17 protein-coding genes are annotated in these 14,203 nt (G+C 70.7%); 11 read left to right on the top strand and 6 right to left on the bottom strand.

Translation table 11 applies throughout. From position 1 onward, the window contains the following. Window positions 1-13: 13 nt before the first annotated feature. Both ACTMTJ_RS14490 and ACTMTJ_RS14485 read left to right on the top strand, forming a co-directional pair. Window positions 14-1,222, top strand: a complete 1,209-nt coding sequence (locus ACTMTJ_RS14490; protein WP_441216902.1) for a sensor histidine kinase — start codon at window positions 14-16, stop codon at window positions 1,220-1,222. Next, complete coding sequence (locus tag ACTMTJ_RS14485) at window positions 1,219-1,890, top strand: response regulator (RefSeq protein ID WP_441216901.1); 672 nt, start codon at window positions 1,219-1,221, stop codon at window positions 1,888-1,890. The genes ACTMTJ_RS14490 and ACTMTJ_RS14485 overlap by 4 nt, the downstream gene beginning before the upstream one ends. A gap of 56 nt (window positions 1,891-1,946) precedes the next feature. Here the strand turns inward: ACTMTJ_RS14485 and ACTMTJ_RS14480 are convergent, their stop codons facing one another. Next, a complete protein-coding gene (locus ACTMTJ_RS14480; RefSeq protein WP_441216900.1) occupies window positions 1,947-2,915 on the bottom strand; it encodes a serine hydrolase domain-containing protein in 969 nt (322 codons plus the stop codon). A gap of 127 nt (window positions 2,916-3,042) precedes the next feature. Between ACTMTJ_RS14480 and ACTMTJ_RS14475 the strand changes: the two genes are divergently transcribed. The 4 genes from ACTMTJ_RS14475 to ACTMTJ_RS14460 all read left to right on the top strand — a co-directional run bounded on the left by ACTMTJ_RS14475 (window position 3,043) and on the right by ACTMTJ_RS14460 (window position 5,020). Then, entirely contained in the window at window positions 3,043-3,399 is a 357-nt protein-coding gene (locus ACTMTJ_RS14475) for a hypothetical protein (protein WP_441216899.1), read from the top strand. Window positions 3,400-3,533: 134 nt separating this feature from the next. Then, complete coding sequence (locus tag ACTMTJ_RS14470; RefSeq protein ID WP_441216898.1) at window positions 3,534-3,677, top strand: hypothetical protein; 144 nt, start codon at window positions 3,534-3,536, stop codon at window positions 3,675-3,677. Between the two features lie 42 nt (window positions 3,678-3,719). After that, window positions 3,720-4,166, top strand: a complete 447-nt coding sequence (locus tag ACTMTJ_RS14465) for a hypothetical protein (RefSeq protein WP_441216897.1) — start codon at window positions 3,720-3,722, stop codon at window positions 4,164-4,166. A gap of 77 nt (window positions 4,167-4,243) precedes the next feature. After that, window positions 4,244-5,020, top strand: a complete 777-nt coding sequence (locus ACTMTJ_RS14460) for a phosphotransferase (RefSeq protein WP_441216896.1) — start codon at window positions 4,244-4,246, stop codon at window positions 5,018-5,020. Here the strand turns inward: ACTMTJ_RS14460 and ACTMTJ_RS14455 are convergent. Further along, window positions 5,017-5,379: a PH domain-containing protein gene (locus ACTMTJ_RS14455; protein WP_441216895.1), complete on the bottom strand. Its 363-nt coding sequence runs from the start codon at window positions 5,377-5,379 to the stop codon at window positions 5,017-5,019. The genes ACTMTJ_RS14460 and ACTMTJ_RS14455 overlap by 4 nt on opposite strands. Before the next feature lie 117 nt (window positions 5,380-5,496). Here ACTMTJ_RS14455 and ACTMTJ_RS14450 point away from each other — a divergent pair, with 117 nt between their 5' ends. Both ACTMTJ_RS14450 and ACTMTJ_RS14445 read left to right on the top strand, forming a co-directional pair. Beyond that, on the top strand, window positions 5,497-6,201 hold the full coding sequence (locus ACTMTJ_RS14450) for a VOC family protein (RefSeq protein WP_441216894.1): 705 nt from the start codon (window positions 5,497-5,499) through the stop codon (window positions 6,199-6,201). 46 nt (window positions 6,202-6,247) lie between these two features. Next, complete coding sequence (locus ACTMTJ_RS14445) at window positions 6,248-6,862, top strand: dihydrofolate reductase family protein (RefSeq protein WP_441216893.1); 615 nt, start codon at window positions 6,248-6,250, stop codon at window positions 6,860-6,862. 73 nt (window positions 6,863-6,935) lie between these two features. On the opposite strand, the gene ACTMTJ_RS14440 is transcribed toward ACTMTJ_RS14445, so the two are convergent. Continuing rightward, on the bottom strand, window positions 6,936-7,502 hold the full coding sequence (locus ACTMTJ_RS14440; RefSeq protein WP_441216892.1) for a DoxX family protein: 567 nt from the start codon (window positions 7,500-7,502) through the stop codon (window positions 6,936-6,938). 173 nt (window positions 7,503-7,675) lie between these two features. On the opposite strand from ACTMTJ_RS14440, the gene ACTMTJ_RS14435 reads away from it, so the two are divergent. Then, window positions 7,676-8,188, top strand: a complete 513-nt coding sequence (locus ACTMTJ_RS14435) for a hypothetical protein (RefSeq protein ID WP_441216891.1) — start codon at window positions 7,676-7,678, stop codon at window positions 8,186-8,188. A gap of 843 nt (window positions 8,189-9,031) precedes the next feature. Here the strand turns inward: ACTMTJ_RS14435 and ACTMTJ_RS14430 are convergent. From ACTMTJ_RS14430 to ACTMTJ_RS14420, 3 genes are all read right to left on the bottom strand, one after another. Continuing rightward, complete coding sequence (locus ACTMTJ_RS14430) at window positions 9,032-10,120, bottom strand: ABC transporter ATP-binding protein (protein WP_441216890.1); 1,089 nt, start codon at window positions 10,118-10,120, stop codon at window positions 9,032-9,034. Window positions 10,121-10,189: 69 nt separating this feature from the next. Next, window positions 10,190-10,885 (bottom strand): NADPH-dependent F420 reductase, encoded by a 696-nt coding sequence (locus ACTMTJ_RS14425; protein ID WP_441216889.1) that lies wholly within the window; start codon window positions 10,883-10,885, stop codon window positions 10,190-10,192. Window position 10,886: 1 nt separating this feature from the next. Beyond that, on the bottom strand, window positions 10,887-11,918 hold the full coding sequence (locus tag ACTMTJ_RS14420) for an LLM class flavin-dependent oxidoreductase (protein ID WP_441216888.1): 1,032 nt from the start codon (window positions 11,916-11,918) through the stop codon (window positions 10,887-10,889). Between the two features lie 71 nt (window positions 11,919-11,989). Here ACTMTJ_RS14420 and ACTMTJ_RS14415 point away from each other — a divergent pair, with 71 nt between their 5' ends. Both ACTMTJ_RS14415 and ACTMTJ_RS14410 read left to right on the top strand, forming a co-directional pair. After that, the gene (locus ACTMTJ_RS14415) at window positions 11,990-12,472 is read left to right on the top strand and encodes a MarR family winged helix-turn-helix transcriptional regulator (protein WP_441216887.1); all 483 of its coding nucleotides are present in this window, start codon (window positions 11,990-11,992) and stop codon (window positions 12,470-12,472) included. A 67-nt stretch (window positions 12,473-12,539) separates the two neighbouring features. Next, window positions 12,540-14,027, top strand: a complete 1,488-nt coding sequence (locus tag ACTMTJ_RS14410) for a cellulose binding domain-containing protein (protein WP_441216886.1) — start codon at window positions 12,540-12,542, stop codon at window positions 14,025-14,027. Window positions 14,028-14,203: the final 176 nt, after the last annotated feature.

The raw sequence follows: 14,203 nt of genomic DNA, 5'->3' as shown, positions 1-14,203 counted from the left end.
GTACGGTGAACACATGATCGGCCTGGCGTGGCTGCGGCGGTTGAACCGCAAGCACCCACACCTGCTCGACGCCGCCCTCGCCACCCTGGTGGCGGGGGTTGGCGCGCTGCCGTTCGTGCTCGGCTTCGGCCCCGACGACCGCCAGCCGACCGGCGCCGACGCGGTGGCCGCGGTGTTCGCGTTCGTACTCCTGCTGGCCCGGCGCCGGGCGCCGCTGGCCGTGCTGGCGCTCGCGATCCTCGGTGAGATCGCGGTCACCGCCGCGTCCGGCGACCGGACGCCGATACTCGAGGTCACCGCGATCATCGCGGTCTACACCGTCACCCGGACCGCCAGCCGGCGGGTCGCGCTCGTCGCCGCGCTCGTCGCCGCCGTCAGCCTGTACGCGATCAACGCCGTCACGATCGGTTCGCTCACCGACCCCGAGAGCCTGGGTGCGATCGCCTGGACCGGCATGGCGGCCGCCATCGGCGGCACCGTCCGCACCTGGCGCGACTACCTCGCCGCGACCGAGGAGCGGGCGATCCGTGCGGAGGCGACCAAGGAGGAGGAGGCCCGCCGCCGGGTCGCCGAGGAGCGACTGCGCATCGCCCGGGAGCTGCACGACGTGATCGCGCACCACATCGCCTTGATCAACATCCAGGCCGGTGTTGCCAGCCACGTCCTGCGCAGCCAGCCCGACCAGGCCGACGAGGCGCTCGGCCACATCCGTGAGGCCGGCCGCACGGTCCTGGACGAGCTGGGCTCCCTGCTGTACGTGCTGCGCCAGTCCGGGGACGAGGCGCAACCCACCGAGCCCGTCCCGGGCCTTTCCCGCCTCGGGCACCTCGTGGAGTCGCTGACCGCCGCCGGGCTGCGGGTCCAGCACCGGCAGGCCGGCCAGCCGCGGCCGGTGCCGATCGCCGTCGACATCGCCGCGTACCGGATCATCCAGGAAGGGCTGACCAACGCCCAGAAACACGGCGCGGGCGGGGCCCGGCTGCTGGTCGACTACCGGCCGGACGCGCTGCGCATCGAGATTCGCAACGCCGTGAGCAGCCGCCCGTCCGCGGCCGCCGGCACCGGAAACGGGCTGACCGGCATGCGCGAACGCGCCCACGCCGTCGGTGGCACCCTGGACGCCGGGCTCGACCCGGACGGCACCTTCCGCCTCGAGGCCCGGCTGCCCCTGCCCGACCTGCCGACCGACGGCCACGTCGCCGTGATGGAGACCGCCGGATGACCATCCGCGTCCTGCTCGCCGACGACCAGGCCCTCATCCGGGCCGGCTTCCGCATGCTGATCCAGAACGCGCCCGACCTCGACGTCGTGGGCGAGGCGACGAACGGGCACGAGGCGGTGCGGCTGGCCCGCGAAACCCGCGCCGACGTCATCCTGATGGACATCCGCATGCCCGACCTGGACGGCCTCGCCGCGACCCGGGCCATCACCGCCGACGACGCCCTGGCCGGGGTACGGGTGCTGATCCTGACCACGTTCGAGGCCGACGAGTACGTCTTCCAAGCCCTGCGCGGCGGGGCCAGCGGCTTTCTCGGCAAAGGTGTCGAGCCGGCCGACCTGCTCGACGCGATCCGGGTCGTCGCCGGCGGCGAGGCGCTGCTGTCGCCGAAAGCCACCAAAGCCCTCATCGCCCGGTACCTCGCCAGCCCTGAACCCACCACCGGCGCCGCACCCGCCGAGCTGGCCGCCCTGACCGAACGCGAGCGCGAGGTGCTCACCCTCGTCGCCGCCGGACTCTCCAACGACGCCATCGCCGAACGCCTCTACGTCTCCCCGCTGACCGCGAAGACGCACGTCAACCGGATCATGGCCAAGCTGGGCGCGCGCGACCGCGCCCAGCTCGTCGTCCTGGCCTACCAGACGGGCTTCGCCCGCTCCGGTCCTTCGTGACCGCGGCTCCTCAGCGCCCGCCGGCCTCGTCCACACCCGGCAAACCTGACGGCGCGTCACCGGATGAGCTGGCGCGCGACCGGCCAGGCGCCGCCCGACCAGTTGGAGACCACGGTCCAGGTGGTGGCGGTGTCCGGGTCGTGGACAGAGCGGAACGACACCCCGGCGTCGTGGCCGTCGAGCTGCACGCGCCCGTCCGGCCGCAGCCAGAAGCCGAGCCCGTACCCGAAATCCTTGTGGGCCCGTTCGGTGCGCGGGCGGACCAGGTCGGCCACGGACGCCGGTGACACGATCGCGCCGGCGAACAGCGCGCGCCAGAACGTGCTGATGTCCGCCACCGTGCTGTACGCCCCGCCGTCGCCGTTGCCTCGTACCGGTAGGTGCAGCACGTTGCTGCGCAAGCCGTCGGCGTACAGGTAGCCGGTAGCGGTGTTCGGCGGCAGCTCGTCGGAGCGCGGGTAGGCGGTGTCGGCCATGCCGCCCGGACCGAACACCCGCGCGGCGACCACGTCGTGGAAGGGCATGCCGCTCACGCGTTCGAGGACGAGAGCGAGCACCAGGTATCCGCTGTTGCAGTACTTGAACCGCTCGCCGGCCGGAAACACCGTGGGACGGCCGTCGAGCATGGGCAGGAACGCTTCGGTGCGGTCCAGGCGGTGCACCGGCTCGCTCAGGACGTAGTCGGTGAGCTCGAAGTCGCCGTCCTCGTCGAGGTAGTCGCCGATGCCCGACCGGTGCGCCAGCAACTGCTCGACGGTGACGTCGGCGGCGACGAGCGGCAGGTCCACGCCCAGAATCGACCGGGCGGTCGTGTCCAGCCGCAGGTCGCCCGACTCGATCAGGCTCGCGACGGCGACCGCGACGAAACCCTTGGAACCGCTGGCGAGCGCGAAGCGGGTGTCGTCCCGGTTTGGCACCCCGTACGCCCGGTTGGCCAGACCGTAGGCCCGCCGCGACGACGGCCCGCCGGCGCGGTCCACCGAGATCACGCCGCTGAAATCCGCCGGAACCGTCAGACCGTCCACGCCACGCAGCTTAGGCCTCGGCAATCTTGGCGATCTTCAGACCGCCGGCCGCTTCGTACCTAGCGTGGAAGGTAGCCGCGCGAACCAGGCTGCCGCGCGGATGGGTTGTGGAGGAACCATGACTGCGATGACCCGAAACGAGACGCCCTTGGCGATCGAGGGTGGCGGTGTGGAACTGCGTATGCGCGAGGTCGGCGGCGACCTGACCGTCGCGTTCGTCCGGCTCCCGCAGGGCACCGACATGACGCCGGCCGTCAAAGGGCTGCCCGATGACATGTGTCAATGCCCGCACTGGGGATACCTGTTCAAGGGCCGGCTGCGGATGCGGACGAAAGAAGGAGACCAGATCTACGAGGAGGGGCAGGCGTTCTACTGGCCCCCCGGTCACGTGCCGGAGGCCCTCGAGGATTGCGAGTACGTGGACTTCTCGCCGACCGAAGAGTTCAAGAAGGTGATCGACCACGTCAAGTCCCAGATGGGCTGACCGGCCACTCAGGCGCAGGGTGGGCGCTCGTATCCTTCCGGGGTGGGAAATGATCTTCTGCGGGAGTTCGTCGAGGCCGATCGGGAACGCCGCCTCGACGTACGGCATCGTGGTCCATCGGGAGGGTGTGCCGGATGCCGTACATCGGTTTCGGTCGGACGACCGGGTACGCCGTGATCAGCCCGCGCCGCCGCGCCGCGGTCACCGTCACCGCACACTCCGAGCGCGACAACGACCTCCTCGACGCGATCCACGAGCTTGTCCTGGACCGCCTCTGAGCGGTCGCGTCCGCCTCCGAGGGCCCGCGATAATGGGCGGCCATGCGGCGGGTTCTGTTGTACACGGTGCTCGTGGTCTTTGTGGGTGCCTGCGGCCTTGGCGAGGCGCTGACCGACTACGGCGAGTCGGTGGTCCTGAAGCCGGCCGACGTGGTGGGCACCTGGCAGAGCGGCGCGTCGCGGACGATCACCTTCGCCGAGGACGGCAGGTTTTCCGCGGCCGACCTCCCGCGCGAGGCGTTCGCGTCCATGGTGCCCGACGGTTTCGACCCCGCGCGCGACCGGCTCGACGGCAGCGGTACCTGGGAGATCGAGACGGTCCGCGAGGCGGCGTCCGGTGTGACGATGCGCTTCGAGGAGTTCGGCGGCAGGCAGACGCAGGGCGACGGGCCGGAGCTGACCGCGAAGCGCCGGGAAGGTGTCGTATACCTGGTGTACTACTACGTGGGCGACGACGGAAACAGCTGGACCGCCTACCACAAGCCGTGACCGCCGAGCCCGAGGTGCGGCGGCGCCCGGCGGAAAATCGGTTCCGATCGTCGGGGCGTCTGGCGTAGACACGACGGATGGGTGAGGTGCGGCTGTCGGGCGGTCACACCACGGGCGCCGTGCTGATCGGCGATGTGGTCCACAAGCCTGCCGCGCCGTCGACGGCGACGGTGCACGCGCTGCTGCGACACCTGGAGGGTGTCGGGTTCGACGGCGCTCCGCGGGCGCTCGGCTTCGACGACCAGGGCCGGGAGATGGTCACCTATCTGCCCGGCGACACGGTCGGTGAAGGGATTCCGTGGCCGCGGTGGGTCTCCGCGGAGTCGATCCTGGTCCAGGTCGGTCGCTGGCTGCGGCGGCTGCACGACGCGACGGCGAGCTTCGTGCCGCCGGCGGGGGAGCGGTGGTTCATCGGTGAGGCGGTGCGGCCGGGCCTGATCGTCGGCCATCAGGACGCCGCGCCGTACAACGCGGTGGTGGACGGTGACCGGCTGGTCGGCTTCTGCGACTGGGGTGCGGCGGGCCCGTCCTCACGGGAGTTCGATCTGGCGCTGTCCGCGTTGTGGTGGGTGCCGCTGTGCCCGCCGGAGGCGGTCGAGCCGCTGGGCTTCCACGACTTCGCAGGCCGGTCCCGACGCCTGCATCTGTTGCTGGACGCGTACGGGTACCAGGGAGACCGGGCGGCGTTCGGAGCGGTGATCGTGCGGCGGGCCCGCCGTCAAGCCGCGGCGATCCGCCGGATGGCCGACGAAGGGGACCAGGCTGCGGCCAGACTGTTGTTTGTCGCGCGCTATTTCGAGTCGGCCGCCACGGACCTCGAGGCGTTGCCGCACACGTTCTGGACGCACTGTTAGGAAATGTAATGCAGGATCACGTTGTGTACGTGGTGGGCCTTCTGCGCGCCGCGAAACTCCACCTCGTACGTGTGGGTGCCCACGTTGATCGCGATGGAGCCGGTGGAGAAGAACTCGCCGCCCCATGACTTGTTGCTCACGACGCTCACGCTCGTGACCTTCTGGTACGGGATGCTGGTGATCGCGACGCGTTTGCCCACGAACGATTTGTCCTGGATGATGACGCGCCGCGTGGTGAGGCCGATGAAGCCGGTGCCGGCACCGATCGCGTCGTAGACGGCGATGACCTCCTCGCCGTCGAGGAGGCCGCTCCGGATCTGGCGTAGCTGCTCACGTCGGTCGTGGATCACCTGTGCCATGACCTCGACGGTAGCGTCACGGCGCGACCAGCCCCGGGCGCGGCCGCGCCTTTCTGGATACCGCAGGCGCCGGCTCGGTTCCTTGTCGTCTGGCTGTCCCTTGTCTACGGTGCGGTGATGATTTCGCGACTGCTGGCGGTGACCTTCGACGCGCACGACCCGGCTCGGCTGGCGGAGTTCTGGGCCGGCATGCTCGGCCGGGAGGTCGTCGAGGACGCCGGTGGTGCGCTCCTGCCCGGCGACGACACCCAGCTCGGCCTCCGGTTCGTCCCGAGCCGCGGTGAGAACGCCGGGCCGAACCGTATGCATCTCCACCTGACCAGCGACACCGACGCCGACCAGCAGGACAAGGTGGCGGCGGCGCTGGGGCTCGGCGGCGCCCACCTCGATGTCGGACAGCTCCCCGAGGAGGGCCACGTCGTGCTGGCCGATCCCGAGGGCAACGAGTTCTGCGTGATCGAAGCGGGCAACGCCTTCCTCGCCGGGTGCGGGCTGCTCGGTGAGCTGGCCTGCGACGGCACCCGGCAGGTCGGCCTGTTCTGGAGCGAGGCGCTGGGCTGGCCCCTGGTGTGGGACCAGGACCAGGAGACCGCGATCCAGTCACCGCACGGCGGCACCAAGGTCGCGTGGGGAGGCCCGCCCGTGGCCCCGAAGGTCGGGAAAAACCGGCAGTGCTTCGACCTCGTCGCAGGCGGTGACGACCAGCAGGCCGAGGTCGACCGCTTGGTGTCGCTGGGGGCCACCCGCCTCCCAGCCGGTCCGGACGGCGCCGTGTGGCTGGCCGATCCCGACGGTAACGAGTTCTCGGTGCGGGTGAGATGACCACCGCGAGCGATGAGTCCGCCTGGCGGATCGCGTCTTACCCGACATGACTCGAATCATCGCGGACATCTCGGTCTCCCTCGACGGCTTCGTCACCGGGCCCGACCCGGGCCCGGACAACGGTCTGGGTACCGGGGGTGAGGCGCTGCACACCTGGGCGTTCTCCGACGACCCCGACGATCGCCGGGTCCTGCGCGAGGCGACGGCCCGTTCGGGCGCGGTCGTCCTCGGCCGGCGGCTCTTCGATGTGGTCGACGGGCCGGGCGGCTGGGACGACGAGGTCGGCTACGGCGCCGGCGAGGTCGGCAAGCCCGCGTTCGTCGTCGTGACGAGCGCGCCGCCGGAGTCGGTGCGGCTCACCAACCTCGACTGGACGTTCGTCACCACCGGTCTGTCCGACGCCATCGGTGTGGCGCGCCGGCGTGCGGAGGAGGCGTCGTCGGCCAGCGGCCAGGACCTCGACGTCGTCCTGATGGGCGGTGGCGCCGTCATCGGCTCGGCGATCGCGGCTGGACTTGTCGACGTGCTGACGCTGCACCTCGCGCCCGTCGTGCTGGGGGCCGGGACGCCGCTGTTCACCGGCGGCGCGCCGCGCACGCTGGTGCGGCGGAGCGTTACCGCCACCACGACGGCGACCCACCTCACGTACGACGTCGTCTGAGCCGGGATCCGCGCCGGCGAAGCCGCCGGCACGTCGAGACCATCGACGTGCCGGCGCCGTGGAGCGAGACGGCTCAGAACTGGGCGTGGGTCATCGTGTACCAGGTCGGAACGATCGTGGTCAGCACCATTACCACGAGCACCGCGAGCGACGTGAGCACGCGCCGGGTCGTGGGCGGCGCCGGCGCGATGGGCCGGTGGCCAGACCGTCCCACCGCGATGAACGCGGCGACCGCTCCCAGGACGAGGTTCGCCGGCACCAGCGCGTACTCGCCGCGCGTGATGTGGAAGCCGGCGGCCAGGACCATCGTCAGCGCCAGACCGGCGGCGGCGAGCGGAGCCAGCTTCGGCTTGACCCTGGTGATGGCCGGCAGGATCAGGCCGATGCCGCCGAGCACCTCGCAGACCCCGATGAGGACGATGAGCGGCTGCGGCACCGCGGCGTACCAGGCGGCGGCCCGAGGCGCTTCCGCGTACAGGACCGCGTCGTAGAGCAGTACCTTGCCGAAGCCGCTGCCGGCGAAGAAGAAGCCCCAGAGGATCTGGAGCGCCCAGAGTACGCCGTTGAGGGTCAACCGCAGCTCACGCCGCTGGTTCTCGACGGCGACGGGGTTCACGCTGACATCCGCGAGCGAGTGCATGGCTTGTCTCCTAACGAGTGGCTGATGAGATCAGCTTCTCGTCGGGCGGCGCGGATCCACATCCGTGTTCACCACGGAACCGGCCACTGAACCGCAGTGGGGGAATGCGTACGGACGCGGCGGAGTTGACGCCAGGTAGTTGAAGCATCAAACACCTCTCGGTGGAGGTCACCATGGGTTCTCTGACGATGCGCGCGTACCTGCCCTCCATCCGGCTGTGGGGCGTGACCACGGCAGCCGCCGGTCGGCGGCGTCCCGCGCTGTCCAAGGGCGAGCGGGTGCTGTTGAGCGAGCGCGACGCCGGGACCAGGCGGCGGGTGGTCGCCACCGCCGGCGCGGTCCACTACCAGGACCTCGATCGCGGGTTCGCGGCCTGGCACCGGCTCGGCTGGGACGAGGTCGAGCGGGCCGACTGGGACGCCGACCGCGGCGAGCTCCACCTGGTAAGCCTGGCGGCGGCGCCCGACCTGGTGCTGCGCTCGCCGGGCGCCCGCCGGCTGCTCGACCTCGCGCGCGAGCGGATCAGGGCGACCACGCTCGTGCGGGTCGGGTGGCTGACGGCGCGGCGGCCGGCCGGCGGTGAAGGCGAGGTGCGCTGGGTGGTGCGGCCCGGGCCCGGGGTCGAGCTGACCGACGCGGAGATCGCGGAGGCCATCCAGACCGTGCGGGTCCAGGCCGGTCTTTAGCGCGGTGGCCACCAACGCTCACCCGAGCCGGCGAAGCCGGCCGACGCACTAGAGAGCTTTCGGAGTCGGGGTTGCTCTGGCCTCTGGATCCCTCTTTGGACAAAAGATGTGAGCTACCGCGATGCCCGTCGTGGTCCGTGCCGTTGCTCCCGCGGCCTCACCCGTCCGCCGCTGGTCACGCTTACCCCGGCGGCTGCGCCGGGCCCTTGCGCCGTTTAGTCGACAGCCTTCCCGACGGACCAGCCGCAGCCGGTCCGTGAAGGCTTCCACCAGTCGTGTCCTCACTAGGGCTTGCCGCGCGGGCGTGGCAGCGGAGGGCGGGGGTTTCGGCGAGTGCTGCGAGCCGCCGGCCGCAGCGGTCTCCGGCGGGAGCGGCGGTCCGCGGCTGACGCGAATCCGGGATACCCGTTTCGAGCGGTCCTCAAGGCTCTGGAGACCTTTCGGGGTCAGGGTGGCTTCGGCCCTATTTAGACAGAGGTTTGAGCTACGGCGATGTGCGTCGTGGTCCGTGCCGTTGCTCCCGCGGCCTCACCCGTCCGCTGTTGGTCGCGCCGGTGGTCGACGTTTGTCCACAATGTCTATTCCCGGATCGGCGATCCGGAAAGCAACAGGGGTTTCGTCGCGGCGGGTAACCGCTGCGGCGGTGTGCGCGGCGCGACGTTCGAGATCTAGGAGAGTTGGGGCGCTATTTCAGCCCTAAGTCTCCTAGATCTCGAGTCTGGCCCCCTTTGGGTGGCTACCCTGCGTCAGGATCGCGGGAGGTAGGGCTCGCGAAGACCCCGGCGGGGCTTGTCTCGCGGAGCTGGCAGTGGACGGCCGGGGGTTTCGGTGAAAGGTCTTTAGTTACAGCCGTTCGCCGGTGGTGGCGTGGAAAGCGTGGTGTGAGCCGACGCGAGGCTTGACGTAGACGACCTCGCCCATCTGCGGTGCCCGTCGCGGCTCGACCCGGACCACGAACCGCTCGTCGTGTCCCTCGAGCGCCACGGTGCCGTATACGTATGCATCCGAGCCGAGCTCCTCGACGAGCTCCACCTTGATCGGCATGCCGCCGTCGTCGGCGCCGACCAGCTCGGTGTGTTCCGGCCGGAACCCGACCCGCACGTGCGCGGCCCCGTCGGCGCGGGCGGCGGCGACCTGCTCGGCGGTCAGCGGCACCACCATGCCGCCGAACACGCCACCTTCGTCGGTCAGCGGCACCGCCTTGATGTTCATGGCCGGCGAGCCGATGAACCCGGCGACGAACACGTTGACCGGCCGGTCGTACAGCGCCCGCGGGGTGTCGACCTGCTGGAGCACGCCGCCGTCCAGCACAGCCACCCGGTGTCCCATGGTCATCGCCTCGACCTGGTCGTGCGTGACGTACACAGTGGTGATGCCGAGGTCGGCTTGGAGCGTCGCGATCTGCGTGCGGGTCTGCACGCGCAGCTTGGCGTCCAAGTTGGACAGTGGCTCGTCCATCAGGAAGACCTGCGGCTGCCGCACGATCGCTCGTCCCATCGCCACCCGCTGGCGCTGGCCGCCGGAGAGCGCCTTGGGCTTGCGGTCCAGGTACTCCTCCAGCTGGAGCAGCGCCGCGGCCTTCTTCACCCGCTCCGCGATCTCGTGCTTGGGCGTGTGGCGGAGCTTGAGCGCGAACGCCATGTTCTCGTACACCGTCATGTGCGGGTAGAGGGCGTAGTTCTGGAACACCATGGCGATGTCCCGATCTTTGGGTGGCAGGTTGGTGACGTCGCGGTCGTCGATGAAGATGGCGCCCTCGTCGACGTCTTCCAGCCCGGCGAGCATCCGGAGCGCGGTCGACTTGCCGGAGCCGGACGGACCCACCAGCACAAGAAACTCGCCATCCGCGATGTCCAGGTCGAGCGCGTCGACGGCCGGCCGGGTGGTGCCCGGGTACACCCGGGTGGCCTTTTCGAACCTGACGGTAGCCATGGTCGTGGCCCCTTCCGTCCATTGAAGTTGACGTATCAACTACGCCGATCCGAGCCTACGCCCGGCGGATCATGTGGCGCGGCGTGAGATAGGCGACATGCGGGCGCGGACGACGGTCCGCCCGCGCGCGGAGCTCGGGAAGCGGTCGAGCCGGGCGCGCACCTCCTCGGCGTCCACGTCGGCGCCGAACAGCTCGGTACCCGGTTCGAATCGGACGCCCGCGGAAAGCGGGCCGGCGACGACCGGGTCGAAGCCGAACCTGTCGACGAGGTCGGCGACCGTGGCGAGGTCGTCCGGGTCGTCGCCGGCGATCGCGACGGCCACGCGCCCCGGCTGTCCCGCGGGGCGGGCCTTGTCCTCGACGTCGTGGTAGCCGACGTGGTTGAACGCCTTGACCACGCGTGCGCCGCGCAGGAACGCCTGGACCGTCTCGCTCGACGAGGTACGCGGGTCGGTGAGGTCGTCGCGGATGCCGTCGACCTCCCACCAGTAGTTCATGGCGTCGAGGACGAGCTTGCCGCGCAACGCCTCCACGGGAAGGCCCCGGTACTTGCCGAGCGGCAGAGCGAGCACGACGATGTCCGCGCGCGCCGCGGCGTCGGCGGCCGTGGTGGCGACCGCGCCGGGCGTGAGCACCTCGACGGTGAGGGCGATCTTCGCCGGGTCGCCGGAGCCGGCTACCAGCACCCGGTAGCCGGCCGCCAGCGCGAGCCTGGCCAACACCGTGCCCATCTTGCCGGCGCCGAGGATGCCGATGGTCGTCACGTCATCCGCCAAGGATGTCGCGGACCATCGGGATCACCTTGCCGCCGTAGAGCTCGACGGCGCGCATGCGGGCGCCGGCCGGCTGCGTTCCCGCGGTGTAGATGAGGTCGAACCGGCCGACGCCGAGATCCTTGACGGTGCGGGCGATCCTGCGGGCCACGGTGTCGGGCGATCCTATGTAGAGGGAGCCGTGCTCGACGTCCGCGTCGAACTCCTCGCGGCGGACCGGCGGCCAGCCGCGCAGGCGTCCGATGCGGTCGCGGATGACCCGGTAGCGCGGCCAGAACACCTCCTTGGCCTCCTCGTCGGTGTCGGCGACGAAGCCGGGGGAGTGCATGCCGACCGGGTGCGCGGTGGTGCCGAACTGCTCGGCGGCGCGCCGGTACAGGTCGACGTATCCGGCGAAGCGCTTGGGCGGGCCACCGATGATGGCGAGCATGAGCGGCAGTCCATAGTGGGCGGTGCGGATGACCGACTGCGGCGAGCCGCCGACGCCCACCCACGTGCTCAGCCGCCCCGACTCCGTCTTGGGGAAGACGTCGGCGGCGTCGAGCGCGGGGCGCACGGTGCCGCTCCAGGTGACCGGCTTCTCGTCCAGCAGCTTCACGAAGAGCTCGATCTTCTCCTCGAACAGCTTGTCGTAGTCGCGCAGGTCGTACCCGAACAGCGGGAACGACTCGGTGAACGAGCCGCGCCCGAGGATGACCTCGGCGCGGCCACGGGACAGCGCGTCCACTGTGGCGAAGCGCTGGAACACCCGGACCGGGTCGTCCGAGCTGAGCACGGTGACGCCGGACGCGAGCCGGATCCGCTCGGTGCGGGTGGCGATCCCGGCCAGCACGGTCTCCGGGGTGGAGATCGAGTACTCCGGCCGGTGGTGCTCGCCCAGCGCGATGACGTCGACGCCGAGCTCGTCGGCCAGCACCGCCTCGTCGACGACCTGGCGGATCGCGGCGGCGTGCGACAGCAGGGTGCCGGCGTCGTCCTCCGGCACGTCGCCGAAGGTGTCGAGGCCGAACTCCAGGTCGGACATGAGAAGCTCCTCGCAAGTAGATGACACGTCAATTATGTATCATGTGGTTGACGCGTCAACAAGGAGGACCCATGGCGCAGGACACACCCCGCCGGAGGGGACGCCAGCTGCCGACGAAGGAGCAGCTGCGCGTCTGGCGAGAGTTCATCGAGACCGCCGAGACGCTGCGGTCGGAGATAGCGTCCCGGCTACAGAGCGAGACCTCGCTGTCGCCCGGCGACTACGCGGTGATGCTCGCGCTCAGCGAGGCGCCGGGCACGCGGATGCGCTCCTCCGACCTGGCGGCGGCCATCGGCTGGGAGCGCAGCCGCCTGTCCCACCACCTCGGCCGGATGGAGCGGCGCGGGCTCATCCGCCGCGAAGACTGCGTCACCGACAGCAGGGGAGCGGAGGTGGTGCTCAACCCGGCCGGCGGTGAGGCGTTCCGGGCCGCGACCTATCCGCATCTGCGCGCCGTTCGCGAGCTTTTCGTCGACGCGCTCACACCGGAGCAGCTCGCCGCCGCGGGTGAGGTCGCCACGGCGCTGCGAGTGGGTCTCGACTCAGCGCATTGACAGGCGTTAACACGAACGGTGAAACTGGGAGCGCTTCCAGCAAAGATCTTCAATGCGAGGAGACGGGATGAAGCGCTCCATCGCCGCCTTGGCGGCCGGCACGGTGGCGGTCGGGCTCGCGGCGGCCGTGCTGCCGAGCGCGTCCGCCGCGGCCGCGGGCTGCCGGGTGAACTACTCGGTGACCAGCCAGTGGCAGGGCGGGTTCCAGGGTGACGTCAAGATCACCAACCTCGGCGACCCGCTCGCCGGTTGGACGCTCGGCTTCGACTTCCCGGCCGCCGGTCAGCGGCTCACCCAGGGCTGGAACGCGACCTGGACCCAGTCCGGCGGCCACGTCACGGCCGCCAGCATGTCCTGGAACGGCAACCTGGCCACCAACGCGACGGTCTCGATCGGCTTCATCGGCGCCTGGACGTCCACCAACCCGCTCGCCACCGGCTTCACGGTCAACGGCGTGACCTGCAACGGCCCGGTCACCCCCACCGCCTCCGCGCCGACCTCGGCACCGCCGACGAGCGCGCCGCCGACGACCGCGCCTCCCACCGGCCTCGCCTCGGTGCACACGGCGGGCCGGGTCAAGGTGGCCGGCGACACCGCGCAGTTCAGTTGGCCGGGCGTCTACTTCGAGGGTCGGGTCCGCGGCACCGGTGTCGGCGTCGTGCTCAACGACCCCAACAGCGACTACGAGATCCAGGTCGACGGCGCGACCGCCGCGACGCTCGTGACCCCCGCCCAGGGCACCCATTGGGTCAACGGCCTCGGCAACACCGAACACTCCGTGCGCCTGGTCAAGCGCGGCGAGAGCCCGTGGGCCACCAGCGCGTTCGGCGGCTTCGTCGCGGCACCCGGCGGCGCGGTCCTGGCCAAGCCCGCCGCGCGTACCCGGCAGATCGAGTTCATCGGCGACTCGCACACGGCCGGCTACGGCAACATGTCGACCACCCGCGACTGCACCGGCGACCAGGTCAACCGCACCACCAACGCCGACCAGACCTTCGGCGCCATCACCGCCAAACGCCTCAACGCCGACTACCAGCTCAACGCCTTCTCCGGCCGCGGCATGGTCCGCAACTACAACGGCGGCGAACCGGGGACCAGCTACCGCACCTACTACGACCGCGCGCTGCTCGCCGTCGACGGCGACGTCTGGCCCGTGCCGGCCAGCTGGCGGCCACAGCTCGTCGTGGTAGGCCTCGGCATCAACGACTTCTCCACCGCCATCAACTCCGGCGAGCCGTGGACGCCGGACAGCCTGATCGCCGCGTACCGCACCGCGTACCACGGCTTCATCGACAAGCTACGGGCCCGGTACGGCGCCAACGCCGTGATCGTCGTGGTCTCCGCCTACATGAGCAACACCACCGCGTTCAGCGACGCCACCCAGCAGGTCGTCCGCGAGCGCAACACCCAGGGCGACAGCCGGGTGCGCCACTTCTCGTACGGCGAGTCCGGCCTGGACCTGCTCGGCTGCCACTGGCACCCGTCGCGCCAGGACCACCAGGTCATCGCCAACCAGCTCGGCACCTTCATCGCCACCCTCCCACTGACCTGGTGACCACCGCCGACGCGGATTGTCGCGTTGACGGGCCCGGCCGGCTGAGCGCAGCCGGCCGGGCCCTCCGCTTTCTCGCACGGTAGGCGGCGGCGTTCACAGGTTCGGCATGATTCGGTTTCGTGAACCTCCGCGCGGATGCTGAGAGTCTGTCCGTCCACTGAGGAGGAAGATCGGGA

Source organism: Phytohabitans sp. LJ34 (assembly GCF_052068095.1).
Classification (GTDB): domain Bacteria; phylum Actinomycetota; class Actinomycetes; order Mycobacteriales; family Micromonosporaceae; genus Phytohabitans.
The sequence above is the reverse complement of the archived record's forward strand: the minus strand, read 5'-3'. Positions and strand labels throughout refer to the sequence as shown.

Bases quoted from the DNA above. Each gene is read 5' to 3' on its own strand.
- ACTMTJ_RS14490 (WP_441216902.1), top strand. From the start codon at position 14: ATGATCGGCCTGGCGTGGCTGCGGCGGTTGAACCGCAAGCACCCACAC.
- ACTMTJ_RS14465 (WP_441216897.1), top strand. From the start codon at position 3,720: ATGCGGCGGGTTCTGTTGTACACGGTGCTCGTGGTCTTTGTGGGTGCC.
- ACTMTJ_RS14445 (WP_441216893.1), top strand. From the start codon at position 6,248: ATGACTCGAATCATCGCGGACATCTCGGTCTCCCTCGACGGCTTCGTC.
- ACTMTJ_RS14415 (WP_441216887.1), top strand. From the start codon at position 11,990: ATGGCGCAGGACACACCCCGCCGGAGGGGACGCCAGCTGCCGACGAAG.
- ACTMTJ_RS14470 (WP_441216898.1), top strand. From the start codon at position 3,534: ATGCCGTACATCGGTTTCGGTCGGACGACCGGGTACGCCGTGATCAGC.
- ACTMTJ_RS14475 (WP_441216899.1), top strand. From the start codon at position 3,043: ATGACCCGAAACGAGACGCCCTTGGCGATCGAGGGTGGCGGTGTGGAA.
- ACTMTJ_RS14455 (WP_441216895.1), bottom strand. From the start codon at position 5,379: ATGGCACAGGTGATCCACGACCGACGTGAGCAGCTACGCCAGATCCGG.
- ACTMTJ_RS14410 (WP_441216886.1), top strand. From the start codon at position 12,540: ATGAAGCGCTCCATCGCCGCCTTGGCGGCCGGCACGGTGGCGGTCGGG.
- ACTMTJ_RS14440 (WP_441216892.1), bottom strand. From the start codon at position 7,502: ATGCACTCGCTCGCGGATGTCAGCGTGAACCCCGTCGCCGTCGAGAAC.
- ACTMTJ_RS14420 (WP_441216888.1), bottom strand. From the start codon at position 11,918: ATGTCCGACCTGGAGTTCGGCCTCGACACCTTCGGCGACGTGCCGGAG.
- ACTMTJ_RS14450 (WP_441216894.1), top strand. From the start codon at position 5,497: ATGATTTCGCGACTGCTGGCGGTGACCTTCGACGCGCACGACCCGGCT.
- ACTMTJ_RS14430 (WP_441216890.1), bottom strand. From the start codon at position 10,120: ATGGCTACCGTCAGGTTCGAAAAGGCCACCCGGGTGTACCCGGGCACC.
- ACTMTJ_RS14485 (WP_441216901.1), top strand. From the start codon at position 1,219: ATGACCATCCGCGTCCTGCTCGCCGACGACCAGGCCCTCATCCGGGCC.
- ACTMTJ_RS14435 (WP_441216891.1), top strand. From the start codon at position 7,676: ATGGGTTCTCTGACGATGCGCGCGTACCTGCCCTCCATCCGGCTGTGG.
- ACTMTJ_RS14460 (WP_441216896.1), top strand. From the start codon at position 4,244: ATGGGTGAGGTGCGGCTGTCGGGCGGTCACACCACGGGCGCCGTGCTG.